This is a genomic window from Streptomyces sp. 7-21 (assembly GCF_016741785.1).
Lineage (GTDB): Bacteria > Actinomycetota > Actinomycetes > Streptomycetales > Streptomycetaceae > Streptomyces.
In genome coordinates, this window is sequence record NZ_JAERRL010000002.1 from 400,161 (window position 1) to 413,549 (window position 13,389).

Consider the following 13,389-nt stretch of genomic DNA (forward strand, 5'->3'; position numbering starts at 1 on the left):
GATGGCCGCCGCGCGCCCCGCCGGGTCCCTCGACCGCCGCGCCCGCTGCCTTCCGCCGCCGCCCGGGCGCCCGGGGTTCGGCGGCGCGCGCCCCCGCGTCGCCGTCATCGGCGGCGGCATCGCCGGCCTCACGGCGGCCACCGCGCTGGCCGAACGGTCCGTCGCCGTCACGCTGTACGAGCGCGAGCCGGAGCTGGGCGGGCGCCTGGCGGGCTGGCACACCGTGCTCGGCGACGGCTCCCCGGCCACCATGACGCGGGGCTTCCACGCGTTCTTCCGCCAGTACTACAACCTGCGCGCCCTGCTGCGGCGGATCGACCCGGAGCTGGGCATGCTGACGCCGCTGCCGGACTACCCGCTGCTGCACGCCGGCGGCGCCCGCGAGACCTTCCGCGGCCTGCCGCTGACCCCGCCGTGGAACGCCCTGGCGTTCGCGGCGCGCAGCCCCTCGTTCGACGCGCGCGGCCTGGCCGGACTGCGCGCCCGCGCCGCGCTGCCGCTGCTGGGCGTGCGGACGCCGGATGTCTACCGGCGGCTGGACCACGTCAGCGCCCAGGACTTCCTGGACGCCATCGGGTTCCCTCCGGCGGCCAGGGCGCTGGCCTTCGAGGTGTTCTCGCGCAGCTTCTTCGCCGATCCGCGGCAGCTGTCGGCCGCCGAGATGGTGCTGATGTTCCACATCTACTTCCTGGGCTCCCGCGAAGGGCTGCTGTTCGACGTGGTCAACCGGCCCTTCCCGCAGGCGCTGTGGCACCCGCTCGCCCGCCGGCTGACCGCCCGCGGCGTGCGGCTGCGGCTGGGGGAGGCCGTCACCTCCGTCACCTCCGCGAAGCCCGGCGGCGGCGTGTCGGTGGCGGCGGGCGGCCGGCCGCCGCAGCGTTACGACGCAGTGGTGCTCGCGCTGGACACGGCCGGGCTGCGTGACCTCGTCGCCGCCTCACCGGCGCTGTGCGACGCCGCGTGGCGGGCGCGCGTGGCGGCGCTGCGGACCGCGCCGCCGTTCGTGGTCTCCCGGCTCTGGCTGGACGCGCCGGTCGCGCCGCACCGCCCCGCGTTCTGCGGCACCAGCGGCTTCGGCGGCCTGGACAACATCAGCGTCCTGGACCGGTACGAGGACGAGGCGGCCGCGTGGGCCAGCCGCCAGGGCGGCTCGGTCGTGGAGCTGCACGCCTACGCGGTCGGCCCGGGCGCCGCTCCGCGCGCCGTGCGCGACGCTCTTCTCGCCCAGCTGCGGCGCGCCTGGCCGGAGACCGGGCGCGCCCGCGTCCGCGACGAGCGCCACCTGTGGCGCGACGACTGCCCGCTGTTCGCGGTGGGCGGCTTCGCCGGGCGGCCTGCCGTGCGCACCCCCGACCCCGCGGTGGTGGTCGCCGGGGACCTGGTGCGCACCGGTTTCCCCGTCGCGCTCATGGAACGCGCCGCGACCACGGGCTTCCTGGCCGCCAACGCGCTGCTGGCACGCTGGGGCGTGCGCGGCCACCCGCTGTGGTTCGTGCCGAACGGCGGGCGCTCGGCAATTCTGCGCGCGCTGGCGCGGCTGGGCAGCGAGCCCGCGCTCAGCCGGGAAACGCGCCCCGCGCGCGCAACGCGTACCGCCGCTCCGCGTACGCCAGATCGTCGCGCCACAGCCGTGCCGCCGCTGACCTGAGCAACGGCCGGAACAGCGGCGCCGCCGCCCGCGCCAGGGCGAACCCGGGACGGCCGGAGGCCGCCACCACCGCCTCGACGACGGCCGTGCGCGGCGCGGCCCCGGCGCCGTGGAGCGGCGTGGCGTGCGTCTCCACCACGGAGGACGCGCCCTCGCCCTCGGCGATCCGCATGACCACCGTGCGCGGCCCCGGCGCGGTGAACACCGCCCGGACCGGCGCCACCACGCGCCGGGTGACCCGGAAGGAGACGTCGACCACCAGCGCGTCCTGGGCCGCGTCACCGCCCTGCGGCACCTGCGTGACGGTCAGGTCCGCGAAGGCGTACGGGTGGAACCACGCGCCGTGCCACGGGTCGAGCCGGTTGGCGACGATGTCCTCGGGCTCGCACCGGCCGACGCCCGTGTACACCGTGGTCAGCGACCGGGACGGGGGCGGGCGGCGCGGCACCGCCGGGTGCGGCGTCGGCTCCTCGCCGCCGGCGCGGTCGAGCCTGACCCACGCCAGCACCCCGTCGTCGTAGGCCGGGAACGGCTCCCAGCCCGCGAACGGCTCGCCGTCCAGGGCCAGTCCGTGCCAGTGGCACACCAGCCGGCCGCAGTGCACCGGGCTGTCCCGCAGCGGCGCCCCCAGATGCGGGCAGGCGCCGGGCCCCGCCCGCAGCCGCCCCGCCGCATCCCGCCACACGACGACCTCGATCCCGGCGACGGTGCGCCCCAGCGGCCGCCCGCGCGCGGTGATGTCCCGCGAGGCGCCCAGCACAAACCAGTTCCCGGACGGCCGCGCCCGCGCCCGTTTCAGCGCCGAGGCGATCAGCGCAGGGCTGGCGTCGCGCCAGGTCGGGTCCTGCTCCGCCCACGCGGGGCCGCGCCGCAGCCGCAGCGCCATGCGCCGCCTCATGCCCGGCTCCCGGCGAGCACGGGAGCGGACGGCCAGCCGGCCCGGGCCCGCGCCGCTGCGGCGGCCGCGAGCCCGGCCAGGCCCACGGCGGCGCGCCGGCGGCGGGCGACCACGGCGCGCCGGTGCAGGCAGGCGTAGCCCGTGGCCGCCACCGCGTCGAGGATGCCGCTGTAGAGGATGAACGCCGTCTGCACGCAGGGGCGGGAGCGCGGGTCGAGCATCGCGATGCCGGGAACGGCCCGCCGGTACGACCGCCGGGTCAGCTCCTCGGCCTCCCGCAGGGCGGCGATGACGCGCCGGTCCGTGGTGCCGCGCGCGCGGCATGCCCGCAGCAGCGCGCGGTCGACGCCGTGCGCCGCCAGCAGGTCCTCCGGGAGGTAGACGCGCCCTCTGTCGAGGTCCTCCCCGACGTCCCGCAGGAAGTTCGTCAGCTGGAAGGCGACGCCCAGCTCGGCCGCGTAGCCGGCCGCCTCCTCCCTGGGCACCACGGTGCCCAGGACGGGCAGCAGCTGGAGCCCGATGACGGCCGCCGAACCGTGGGTGTACTCCCGCAGCGCGGCGTAGGTGGGATAGCTGGTGACGATCAGGTCGCTGCGCATCGCCGCCATGAAGTCCCGCAGGTAGCCCGGGTCGATGCGGTAGGCCGCCACGGTGTGGAGCAGCGCGCGGACGACCGGCTCCTCGCTCGCCCCGGTGCGCAGGCCCTCGGTGAGCGCGTGGTCGAGCGCGTCGAGAGCCTGCGCGCGCTGCCGCGCGTCACGCTCGCCGGCCCCGGCAGCCCCGTTAACCCCGTCTGTCCCATCGACTACCCCATCAACGATGTCGTCCGCCCAGCGGGCGAACCCGTACAGCGCGTGCACCGCGGGCCGCCGCTCCGGCGGCAGCAGCCGGGTGGCGAGGAAGTACGTCTTGCCGTGGCGGGCGTTGAGGCGCCGGCAGTGCAGGTAGTCCGCGCGGAGCCGGCGGCCGGTGATGCCGGCGGCGTCCAGTTCCCGGGCGCTCACGGCGTCACCGCCGCCCCGGTCGGCTTCCTGCCCGCCGCCCTGGCCGGGCCGCGCGCCACGGCCGTCACCCCGGTCACCCGGGCGGCGGCGAGCTTGCCGGAGACCAGGACCGGCGGCACGCCCGTGCCCGGAGTGGTGCCGCAGCCGGCCAGCACGGCGTTGGCCACGCCGTTCACCAGGTTGCGGGGGCGGAACGGCCCGGTCTGCGCGAGGGTGTGGGCCAGCGAGAACGGTGTGCCCGCCGGATGGCCCCGCGCGGCCCAGTCGGCGGGCGTGACCAGCGCCTCCTCCTCGATCGACGCGCCGAAGCCGTGCAGGCCCCGGCGCTCCAGCTCGTCCACCAGCCGGTCGCGGTACCGGGGCGCCAGCCGCCGCCACTCCCGCACGCCCGGGCCGGTGAGTGTGTTCGGGCACGGCGCCAGCACGTAGTGCAGGTGGCGGCCCGGCGGCGCGAGCCCGGGATCGCTGGCGGTGGGGCGGGTGAGCAGGAAGGAGGGGTCGGACATCAGCCGCCCGGTGCGGGTCAGCTCCTCGAAGACCCGCTCCCAGGCCGCGCCGAACGACAGGGTGTGGTGTGCCAGCCACGGCCACGTGCGGTCGCCGCCCGCGTGCAGCACGACGGCGGACGGCGCGTAGCGCGGCCGCAGCGGGCGGCGCGGGCGCCGGCCCAGCAGCGCGTAGACGACCGGCAGGTCCGGGGTGAGCACGACGGCGTCGCAGGCGATCCGCTCACCCGGCGCGGTGTGCACGGCCGTGATCCGGTCGCCGCGCCGCTCTAGCCGCACCACCTCGTGGCGCCAGCGGAACCGCCCGCCCGCCGCCTCGGCCGCCGCAGCCATCGCCCGCGGCAGGGCGTGCACGCCGCCGCGCGGGACGAACACCCCGGCGACGGTGTCCATGTAGGAGATCACCGCGTACGCGGCCAGCGCCCGCGCGGGCGGCACCCCGGCGTACAGCGCCTGGAACGAGAACACCCGCCGCAGCCGCTCGTCGCGCACGAACCGGCCGACGCGCGGGCCCAGGCGCCCGAAGCCGCCCATCGCGGCCAGCCGGGCCAGGTCGCCGCACAGCAGCTGGAGCGGGGAATCGAAGTTGGCGTCGATGAAGCGGCGTTTCTGCACCGCGTACAGCTGCGTCAGCCACCGCCGCAGCCGGCGGTAGCCCGCCGCCTCCCGGGCGCCGGCCAGCCGCGTGATCTCCGCGGCCATGGCCTCCTCGTCCGTGTGCACGTCCAGGCGGCTGCCGTCCGCGAACTCCGCGCGGTAGGCCGGGTGCAGCGGGAGCAGCTCGACGTGGTCGCGCAGCCGTGCGCCGACGGCGGCGAACGCCTCGTCGATCAGGTCGGGCATGGTGAGCACGGTCGGCCCGGTGTCCATCTGGTAGCCGCCGCGCACCCATCGCCCGGCGCGTCCGCCCGGCCCCGCGTCGCGCTCCACGATCGTCACGCGCCGCCCGGCGCCCAGCAGGTGGAGCGCCGCCGACAGCCCCGCCAGTCCGGCACCGACGACGACCACGTGGTCCGTGGGCCCGGTCACCGTTCGCACCCCTGGTGCCTCCCGTCGTCTGATGTCGTGGTCCCGCAGTGGTTCCGGTCCCGGGCCCCGCGCGGATGCGGACACGACCCGATCGCCGCAACGGCGCCGCATCCGGCGGAGGCCTGCGCGCCGAAGACCGGGGGGAAGACTCCGCGCCCGTCCGGGAGAGGTGCTATGAGCGTTCGCGTCGCCCCGTGCCCGTCCGGCCCGCGCCCGCCCGGCGCCGCCGCAGCGGCCCGGTCCGGGAGCGCGGCATGAGCGGCGGCACGGCGGGGCTCCGCTGCCTGGTGACGGGGGCGACCGGCTACGTCGGCGGCCGACTCGTGCCCGCCCTGCTGGAGGCCGGCCACGAGGTGCGCTGCTTCGTCCGCACCCCGGCCAAACTGCAACGCCATCCCTGGGCCGGGCGGGTTGAAGTGGCGCGCGGCGACGTCACGGACCCCGCCTCCCTAGCAGACGCCCTGCGGGAGGTGGACGTGGCCTACTACCTCGTGCACTCCCTGGGCACCGGCCGGGACTTCGCCGCGACCGACCGCCGCGCCGCCCGCACCTTCGGAGAGCAGGCGCGCGCGGCCGGTGTGCGCCGGATCGTGTACCTGGGCGGGCTCACGCCCCCGGACGTGCCCGAGGAGCGCCTCTCACCGCACCTGCGGTCGCGTGCCGAGGTCGGCCGTGTGCTGCTCGGCTCGGGGGTCCCCACGGCCGTGCTGCGCGCCGCCGTCATCATCGGCTCCGGCTCGGCCTCCTTTGAGATCCTGCGCTACCTGACGGAACGGCTGCCCGCGATGACCACGCCGCGCTGGGTGCGCACGCGGATCCAGCCCATCGCCGTGCGTGACGTCGTCCGCCTGCTCGCCGCCTGCGCCAGCCTGCCGCCCGGCGTCAGCCGCGCCTTCGACATCGGCGGCCCCGACGTCCTGACGTACCGCGACATGATGCGCGTGTACGCGGAGGAGGCGGGACTGCGGCGGCGCCTCATCGTGCCCGTGCCGGTGCTGACGCCGAAGCTGTCCAGCCTGTGGATCGGCCTGGTCACCCCCGTCCCCGGCGCCCTGGCGCGGCCGCTCGTCGAGTCGCTGCGCTACGAGGTCGTCTGCCGCGAGCACGACATCACCCGGCTGCTGCCCGAGGCCACCGCCGGGGCTCTCGGCTTCCGTGAAAGCGTCCGGCGCGCGCTGGCGCGCGTGCGCGAGGCGCGCGTCGCGACCCGCTGGTCCTCCGCCTCGCCGCCGGGCGCCCCCAGCGATCCGATGCCGGGCGACCCGGCGTGGGCCGGCGGGACGCTGTACACGGACCACCGCGAGGTCACCGTACGCGCCGCGCCCGAACGGCTGTGGCGGGTCATCGAGGCCATCGGCGGGGAGAACGGCTGGTACTCCGTCCCGCTGGCCTGGGCCGCCCGCGGCTGGCTCGACACCCTGGCCGGGGGCGTAGGCATGCGGCGCGGCCGCAGCCACGCGGAGCTGCGGGCCGGCGACACCCTCGACTTCTGGCGGGTGGAGGCGGCCGAGCCGGGGCGCCTGCTGCGGCTGCGGGCCGAGATGCGGCTGCCGGGCCTCGCCTGGCTGGAGCTGCGGGTGGACACCGGCGAGCCGGGCCGCACCCGGTACCGGCAGCGTGCCGTGTTCGTGCCGCGCGGCCTCGCCGGACAGGCGTACTGGTGGGGCGTGCGGCCCTTCCACGCCCTCGTCTTCGGCGGCATGGCGCGCACGATCGCCCGGAAGGCGGAGGAGGCGGAAGCCGCAGCGCAGCGCGCGTGACGCGCGGCGCGACGGCTCGTTGCACGGGTGCGCCAATCCCCTCAGACTGGGAGTATCACGGAGAAACAGTGAGAAAACCGTAATAAGCCACAGCAATCCGGCCATGCCGGCGCCGGTACAGCGGAGGGATCGAGCCGTCATGGCGATCGGGGACACCAGCGGGGTACGCCAGGGCGGCAGCCCCGCCGAGGCCCGGCTGGCGGACGGGTTCGTCCGGGGCGAGGAGGACTGCCTGCGCCAGGTCTACGAACGCTGGGGCGGGCTGGTCCACGCCCTCGCCTGCCGGGCCCTGGCCGACCCGCGCGAGGCCGAGGACGTGGTGCAGCAGGTATTCGTCGCCGCCTGGCGCGGCCGGACCGGGTACCGCCCTGAGCGGGGGCCGCTGCCGGCGTGGCTGCTGGGCATCGCCCGCCGCAAGATCGCCGACGCCTGCGCCGCCCGCTCCCGCCGCGCCGACCTGGTCGCCGCCGCCACGGCCGCGGTCCCGCCGCTCACCGGCTGCCGCGCCGAGCCCGCCGACGCGGTGGTCGACCGGGTGGCGCTCCAGCGGGAGCTGGCCGCCCTGCCGGCCGCTCAGCGCAGCGTGCTGCTGCTGGCCTTCTTCGGCGACCTGACGCAGACACAGATCGCCGCCCGTACCGGGCTGCCGCTCGGCACCATCAAGAGCCACACCCGCCGCGGCCTCCACCGCCTGCGCCGCCGGCTGGCACCGGCCTCACCGGGCTGAGACGGGCTGCCGTCCGCACGGGTGGTCCCCCCGGGAATGTTGCGGCGGTATTGCGGCGTGTGAACGGCAGGCCCGACACTTCAGCCATGAGCACACAGCTGACCCCCACGCGGTTACCCGACCGGACCTACCGCACCTTCTTCATGGACAGCACCCACTGGGAGCGGTACGAGCCGCGCCCCGGTGACATCGTCGTCTGCACCCCCGCCAAGGTGGGGACGACCTGGACGCAGCGCATCGTGTCGGTGCTGGTCTTCCAGGACACCGAGCTGCCCCAGCCGCTGATGGCGCTCAGCCCCTGGCTGGAGTGCAACTACGTTCCCCTCGACGTGATGACCCAGGGGCTCGCCGCGCAGACCCACCGGCGCTTCATGAAGTCCCATCTCCCCCTGGACGCCCTGCCGTTCTACTCCGAGGTCTCGTACCTCATCGTGGGCCGCGACCTCCGCGACGCCGTCCTGTCCACGCACAACCACGCGCTGGGCCTGCAACGCTCCGCACACGAGTACGTGCACCGCCCGGAGGGCGAGGACGTGCACACGCCCGAGGAACCCGTCATCACCGAGGACCTCGCGGAGTACTGGCGCCAGTACTTCACCCGCAGCCCGTTCCCGTGGGAGTCGAACGGCTGGCCGTACAACTCCCCGACGCACCACCTCGCCTCCTGGTGGGAGTACAAGGACGAGCCGAACGTGCTCTTCCTCCACTACCAGGACATGCTCGACGACCTCGACAAGGAGATGCGCCGGGTCAGCGCCTTCCTGGGCATCCCCGTGGACGAGGCCGTCTGGCCCCGGCTCGTCGACGCCTGCACCTTCAGCTCCATGAAAGGCGGCCAGGACCGGATCTTCCCCGAGCAGCTGAAGTCCTCGCTGAGCACGTTCGAGTTCTTCCACAAGGGCACGAATGGCCGCTGGCAGGACGCCGTTCCCGCCGAACTCCTCGACCTGTACCACGCGGCCATGGCGCCGCTCCCGCAGGATCTGCGGGTCTGGCTCGCGCGCAGCGCGTAGGCACGGCCACCCGTGCGCCCAGCCCCAGCCCCGCCGGGACCGCGGCGCACGGGACCACGGCACCGTCCCCGGGCCTCACGCACGCCGTATGTCCGGCTCCAGGTAGATGACCCGCGCGATCGGCACCGCCTCGCGCACCCGGGCCTCCGCCGCGTCGATGGCCCGCGCCACCTCGCCGGCCGTGTCGTCGTGCCGCACCGCGATCTTCGCCGCCACCAGCAGCTCCTCCGGGCCCAGGTGCAGCGTCCGCATGTGAATGACCCCGGCCACCGTTTCCCCGTCGACCAGCGCCTCGCGGATCAGCGCTACCTCCCTGGGGCCCGCCGACTCGCCCAGCAGCAGCGACTTCGTCTCCGCCGCGAGCACCAGCGCGATCGCCACCAGCAGCACGCCGATGCCCAGCGTGCCGATGCCGTCCCACACGCCGTTGCCCGTCGCCAGCGCCAGCCCGACGCCGCCGAGCGCCAGGACCAGGCCCACCAGGGCACCGAGGTCCTCCAGCAGCACCACCGGCAGCTCCGGCGCCTTCGCCGTCCGCACGAACTGCACCCACGACTGACCGCCCCGGACCTCGTTCGACTCCTTCACCGCGGTTCTGAACGAGAAGCCCTCGGCGATGACCGCGAAGACCAGCACGCCCACCGGCCAGTACCAGTGCTCGAGTTCGTGCGGGTGACGGATCTTCTCGTAGCCCTCGTACAGCGCGAAGACGCCGCCCACGCTGAACAGCACGACCGACACCAGAAAGGCGTAGACATAGCGTTCGCGCCCGTAGCCGAACGGGTGCTGCTCGCTCGCCTTGCGCTGTGCCCGCTTGCCTCCCAGCAGGAGCAGCGCCTGGTTACCGGAGTCGGCCACCGAGTGCACGCTCTCCGCGAGCATCGACGACGACCCGCTGAAGACGAACGCCGTGAACTTCGACGCCGCGATGGCCAGGTTGGCACCCAGCGCGGCGAGAATCGCCTTTGTTCCGCCTGACGTGCTCATGACCCAAGCCCGTCCCTTCGGCGCGGGGAGAGCCTGCTGCCCGCCCCTCTCGGCGGGACCCTAGCGGATCGCGACGAACGCCTCGGCGCTGCGGGGAGGACGTGGCGCGGGCGGCTTCGCCGCGTGGCCCACGGCCACGGCGCCCATCGGGTCCCAGTCATCCGGCAGGCCCAGCTCGGCGCGCACGACGTCGCGGCAGAACATCGTCGAGGACACCCAGGCCGAGCCGAGCCCCTCACCCGCCAGCGCGACCAGCAGGTTCTGCACGCCCGCCCCCATCGCGACGACGAACATCTCCCGCTCCGCACCCGCGCGCCGCGCGTCGGGGTAGTCGTGCGCCCCGTCGGTGACCAGGCACGGCACCACCAGGTACGGCGCCTTGCGCAGCACGTCGCCCCGGCGCACGCGCCGCTCGATCCGGTCCGCTGACAGCCCGTCGCGCCGCAGATCCGCGACCCACGCCTCGCGCATCGCGTCGAGCAGCCGGGTGCGGGCCCCGGCGGACTCCAGCAGCACGAAACGCCACGGCGTGGTGTGGTGCGGCGCGGGCGCCGTCACGGCCGCGGCGACCGCCCGGCGCACGGCGGCCGGGTCCACCGGCTCGTCGGTGAACTCCCGCACGGTGCGCCGCATCGTGACGGCCTCGCGCACCGCCTCGGAGGTACCGAGCCGGAACATGTCGTGCGCCGCGTCACGCACCAGGTCGCGCGCGGTGGCCGTGCCGCCGACGCGGTGCCCCAGCCCTCGCACCACCGCGACGGGCCGCCCGGACGTCTTGCCCTTGACCAGTTCGCCCGCCGCGGCCAGCTCGTCGGCCACCGCCATGACCGTCACGCCCAGCGGATTGCCGTGGGTGTCCACCCCGCCGCGCAGGTCCTCCAGCACCGTCACCCCGGCGGCGCCGATCGCCACGTCGGTCTGGCCCACGCGCCAGGGGCGGCCGAAGGTGTCGGTGATGATGACGCCGACGTCCACCGACAGCAGGTCACGCAGCCCGCGCCGTACCCGCGCCGCCGAGGCGTCCGGGTCGGCAGGCAGCGTCAGGACGGTCCCGGGCGGCGTGTTGGAGGCGTCGACGCCCGCGGCCGCCATCACGAAGCCGTGCCGCGACTCGACGATCCGCGCCGCGCCGCGCTGCGCCACCACCCGCACCGTCTCGGCATCCACGACGGCCTGCCGGTCGGAGGTGGTGACGATGCGTCCCTCCGCCTTGCTGACGATCTTGGACGTCACCAGCACGATGTCCCCGTCGGCGAGCCCCGGCTGGCCGTTCGCGGTGGCCGCCTGGGCGATGAGCTTCGCCAGGTCGTCGCCCGGCCGGACCTCGGGGATACCGGGCAGCGCCCAGACCTGAAAGCCTGCTGCGGCGGTGCTCGTCATGCGGGCCGTACCTCCTCCGCGAGCGCGAGGGCCTCGCGCGCCATGGCGGCGGTGGCCTCGACGTCGGTCATCATCAGCGGCACCGCGCGGCAGCGGATGCCGTCCGCCTCGACCGCCTCCACGGCGTCGGCGTCGACGGTGTCCACCAGCCAGCCGTCGAGCAGGCCCGAGCCGTAGTGCCGGGCGACGGCCGCGGCGGTCGCCTCCACACCTACGGCCGCGAGCATCTTGTCGGCCATGCCGCGCACCGGCGCGTTCCCCACGATCGGCGACAGCCCCACCACCGGCACGCCGGCACCGGCGATCGCCTCCCGGATGCCGGGCACCGACAGGATCGTGCCGACGCTGACCACGGGGTTGGACGGCGGGAACAGCACGACGTCCGCCGCCGCGATCGCCTCCAGCACGCCCGGCGCGGGCGACGCCTGCTCGGCCCCCACCGGCACCACGGCGTGCGCGGGGACAGCGGCGCGCAGGCGCACCCAGTACTCCTGGAAGTGCACCGCCTTGCGGCCGCCGACGCCGTCGTCGATGAGCACGTGCGTCTCGACGCGGTCGTCGGTCATGGGCAGCAGCCGCACGCCGGGCTGCCAGCGCTGGCACAGCGCCTCGGTGACGGCGCTGAGCGGGTAGCCGGCCGCGATCATCTGGCTGCGGACGATGTGCGTCGCGAAGTCCCGGTCGCCGAGCCCGAACCACTGCGGCTCGACGCCGTACGCGGCGAGTTCCTCCTTGACGGTGAACGTCTCGTCGGCGCGGCCCCAGCCCTGTTCCTCGTGGATGCCGCCGCCGAGCGTGTACATCACCGTGTCGAGGTCGGGACAGACCTTCAGGCCGAACAGGTGCAGGTCGTCCCCGGTGTTGCCGATGACGGTGACGTCCGCGTCCGGGACAGCCCGCTTCAGGCCCCGCAGGAAGCGGGCACCGCCGATGCCGCCGGAGAGAACCACGATGCGTCGCATGCGGCCAGTCTGTCAGCAGGCCAGCGGCGCTCCCGCCACGGGTGTGTCCCGCTCCGGCCGGCCGGCCGCCTCCGTGGCCTCGTGCATCCGCATTTCGGTGAGGCCCGGGAAATAGACGTGAAGGCTGACGGCCGGTTCCAGCCCGTCGTTGACGACGTCGTGGACCCCGCCGGGGGCGCAGTAGCGCAGCGTGCCCGGCGCGAGCGTCCGCGCCCGGCCGCCGGAGCGCTCGGTGAGCGCGCCGCGCAGCACGGTGTAGACGGCACAGGAGGCGCCGTGGTCGTGGCGGCCGCTGCCCTGGCCGGGGACCCAGCTCAGCAGCCAGACCTCGTGGCCGGGGCCGGTGGCCAGGCGGTGGTACCAGCGCAGCACCGCGTCGTAGCGCACCAGCGGCTCCCAGCGGGCGCGGTCCGCGGCGGTCTTCCGCACCAGCGCGGCGAAGTCCGCGATCGTCGCTGGCTGGCCGGCGGGGGGCGGCAGCAGGTGCGGCACCATCATCGGGTCGCCGGCGATTTCGTTGTCATTGTCCATGGACGCCTGGAGTGCCTCGGTAAGTGTCGGACGGCCAAGAAGAGCGCTGACGCGGGGCGGGTGTCAACCTCGCGCCGCGAATGGGCGCATTCTTTCACTACTTTCGGTCCCTGCGTGCGCGGAAAGGTTTATGCGGTGCGGTGGCGAGCAGGCGCGCCTGGCGTCACTGCCCGGGCTCGCCGTTGCCCTTCCGTGACTCCGCCGTGATGCTCGTCGCTGTCGCGCTGGGGCCGCAACGTCCCGGCCGCCTCGTTCGTCTCACCTGACAGACACCTTCGCAAGAAGGGCAAGAAGAGGCCGGAACGGGAAGCAAGGGGAAGGTGAGAGGGGGACAGCGGGCATACTTTGTGGCGATTTGAACACTTTCTGTATGGCTGTGGTGCCACAGGGTGAATCATCGGGTGAATGGGAGATCGTGGCTTGACTGCCGCAGAGCGCCCCGCCTGTAATTTCACTCGTGTCGTTCGAGCCAGATCGATAACGACAGCATCACGGGGAAGCAAAGACGATGAGGGGCGCGCATATGACCGAGCTGTTCCACCAACTGCTGGTCGCCGACGCGGAAGAAGAGCTCGGGTGGCAGGAGCGCGCGCTGTGCGCCCAGACCGACCCGGAGTCCTTCTTCCCCGAGAAGGGCGGGTCCACACGTGAGGCCAAGAAGGTCTGCCTCGCCTGCGAGGTCCGCTCCGAATGCCTTGAGTACGCACTCGCCAACGACGAACGCTTCGGAATCTGGGGCGGCTTGTCTGAGCGTGAACGCCGCCGCCTGAAGAAGGCTGCCGTCTGACCGTTTCTGCGGCTGCGGCCGACTGTATTTGTGTCTGGTCGCCCGTAGTCGCATAGCGGCGTCACAATCCGGTACGCCGCTAAGGGTGACTCGCCGACGCACCGTCAGCCGTCACCCGAGCACGCACCCGGGTACGCCCGGCCGCGCACCCGGCACG

At 74.7% G+C, this 13,389-nt stretch carries 12 protein-coding genes; 5 read left to right on the forward strand and 7 right to left on the reverse strand.

Going from position 1 to position 13,389, the window contains the following annotated elements; genetic code table 11:
* The first annotated feature begins 1 nt into the window (after position 1).
* Positions 2–1,648, forward strand: coding sequence for an FAD-dependent oxidoreductase (locus JK356_RS03975; protein WP_201866067.1), 1,647 nt, complete (start codon positions 2–4; stop codon positions 1,646–1,648).
* Here the strand turns inward: JK356_RS03975 and JK356_RS03980 are convergent.
* From JK356_RS03980 to crtI, 3 genes are read right to left on the reverse strand one after another with little or no spacing between them, the layout of a single operon-like run.
* Complete coding sequence (locus JK356_RS03980; protein ID WP_201866068.1) at positions 1,557–2,546, reverse strand: DUF5914 domain-containing protein; 990 nt, start codon at positions 2,544–2,546, stop codon at positions 1,557–1,559. The genes JK356_RS03975 and JK356_RS03980 overlap by 92 nt on opposite strands.
* On the reverse strand, positions 2,543–3,550 hold the full coding sequence (locus tag JK356_RS03985) for a phytoene/squalene synthase family protein (protein ID WP_201866069.1): 1,008 nt from the start codon (positions 3,548–3,550) through the stop codon (positions 2,543–2,545). Before JK356_RS03985 ends, JK356_RS03980 begins: the two co-directional genes overlap by 4 nt.
* The gene (crtI, locus tag JK356_RS03990) at positions 3,547–5,094 is read right to left on the reverse strand and encodes a phytoene desaturase family protein (protein WP_307815385.1); all 1,548 of its coding nucleotides are present in this window, start codon (positions 5,092–5,094) and stop codon (positions 3,547–3,549) included. Before crtI ends, JK356_RS03985 begins: the two co-directional genes overlap by 4 nt.
* Before the next feature lie 245 nt (positions 5,095–5,339).
* Between crtI and JK356_RS03995 the strand changes: the two genes are divergently transcribed.
* The 3 genes from JK356_RS03995 to JK356_RS04005 all read left to right on the forward strand — a co-directional run bounded on the left by JK356_RS03995 (position 5,340) and on the right by JK356_RS04005 (position 8,585).
* Positions 5,340–6,845 carry an SDR family oxidoreductase gene (locus JK356_RS03995; protein WP_201866071.1) on the forward strand — a complete coding sequence of 502 codons (1,506 nt, stop codon included), beginning with the start codon at positions 5,340–5,342 and terminating at the stop codon, positions 6,843–6,845.
* A 139-nt stretch (positions 6,846–6,984) separates the two neighbouring features.
* Positions 6,985–7,572: an RNA polymerase sigma factor gene (locus JK356_RS04000; RefSeq protein WP_201866072.1), complete on the forward strand. Its 588-nt coding sequence runs from the start codon at positions 6,985–6,987 to the stop codon at positions 7,570–7,572.
* 86 nt (positions 7,573–7,658) lie between these two features.
* Positions 7,659–8,585 carry a sulfotransferase domain-containing protein gene (locus tag JK356_RS04005; protein ID WP_201866073.1) on the forward strand — a complete coding sequence of 309 codons (927 nt, stop codon included), beginning with the start codon at positions 7,659–7,661 and terminating at the stop codon, positions 8,583–8,585.
* A gap of 75 nt (positions 8,586–8,660) precedes the next feature.
* Here the strand turns inward: JK356_RS04005 and JK356_RS04010 are convergent, their stop codons facing one another.
* Genes JK356_RS04010 through JK356_RS04025 form a run of 4 tightly spaced genes read right to left on the reverse strand, consistent with a single transcriptional unit; the run spans position 8,661 to position 12,445 of the window.
* Complete coding sequence (locus tag JK356_RS04010) at positions 8,661–9,572, reverse strand: cation diffusion facilitator family transporter (RefSeq protein ID WP_201866074.1); 912 nt, start codon at positions 9,570–9,572, stop codon at positions 8,661–8,663.
* Positions 9,573–9,632: 60 nt separating this feature from the next.
* The gene (locus JK356_RS04015) at positions 9,633–10,952 is read right to left on the reverse strand and encodes a coenzyme F420-0:L-glutamate ligase (protein ID WP_201866075.1); all 1,320 of its coding nucleotides are present in this window, start codon (positions 10,950–10,952) and stop codon (positions 9,633–9,635) included.
* Positions 10,949–11,914, reverse strand: a complete 966-nt coding sequence (gene cofD / locus JK356_RS04020) for a 2-phospho-L-lactate transferase (protein WP_201866076.1) — start codon at positions 11,912–11,914, stop codon at positions 10,949–10,951. The genes JK356_RS04015 and cofD overlap by 4 nt, the downstream gene beginning before the upstream one ends.
* A gap of 12 nt (positions 11,915–11,926) precedes the next feature.
* Positions 11,927–12,445, reverse strand: coding sequence for a cysteine dioxygenase family protein (locus JK356_RS04025; protein ID WP_201866077.1), 519 nt, complete (start codon positions 12,443–12,445; stop codon positions 11,927–11,929).
* A 523-nt stretch (positions 12,446–12,968) separates the two neighbouring features.
* Here JK356_RS04025 and JK356_RS04030 point away from each other — a divergent pair.
* Positions 12,969–13,232, forward strand: a complete 264-nt coding sequence (locus JK356_RS04030; RefSeq protein ID WP_201866078.1) for a WhiB family transcriptional regulator — start codon at positions 12,969–12,971, stop codon at positions 13,230–13,232.
* Positions 13,233–13,389 lie beyond the last annotated feature (157 nt).

Coding starts and splice junctions, on each gene's coding strand:
- JK356_RS03975 (WP_201866067.1), top strand. CDS start 2: ATGGCCGCCGCGCGCCCCGCCGGGTCCCTCGACCGCCGCGCCCGCTGC.
- JK356_RS03980 (WP_201866068.1), bottom strand. CDS start 2,546: ATGAGGCGGCGCATGGCGCTGCGGCTGCGGCGCGGCCCCGCGTGGGCG.
- JK356_RS03995 (WP_201866071.1), top strand. CDS start 5,340: ATGAGCGGCGGCACGGCGGGGCTCCGCTGCCTGGTGACGGGGGCGACC.
- JK356_RS04000 (WP_201866072.1), top strand. CDS start 6,985: ATGGCGATCGGGGACACCAGCGGGGTACGCCAGGGCGGCAGCCCCGCC.
- JK356_RS04005 (WP_201866073.1), top strand. CDS start 7,659: ATGAGCACACAGCTGACCCCCACGCGGTTACCCGACCGGACCTACCGC.
- JK356_RS04010 (WP_201866074.1), bottom strand. CDS start 9,572: ATGAGCACGTCAGGCGGAACAAAGGCGATTCTCGCCGCGCTGGGTGCC.
- JK356_RS04015 (WP_201866075.1), bottom strand. CDS start 10,952: ATGACGAGCACCGCCGCAGCAGGCTTTCAGGTCTGGGCGCTGCCCGGT.
- cofD (WP_201866076.1), bottom strand. CDS start 11,914: ATGCGACGCATCGTGGTTCTCTCCGGCGGCATCGGCGGTGCCCGCTTC.
- JK356_RS04025 (WP_201866077.1), bottom strand. CDS start 12,445: ATGGACAATGACAACGAAATCGCCGGCGACCCGATGATGGTGCCGCAC.
- JK356_RS04030 (WP_201866078.1), top strand. CDS start 12,969: ATGACCGAGCTGTTCCACCAACTGCTGGTCGCCGACGCGGAAGAAGAG.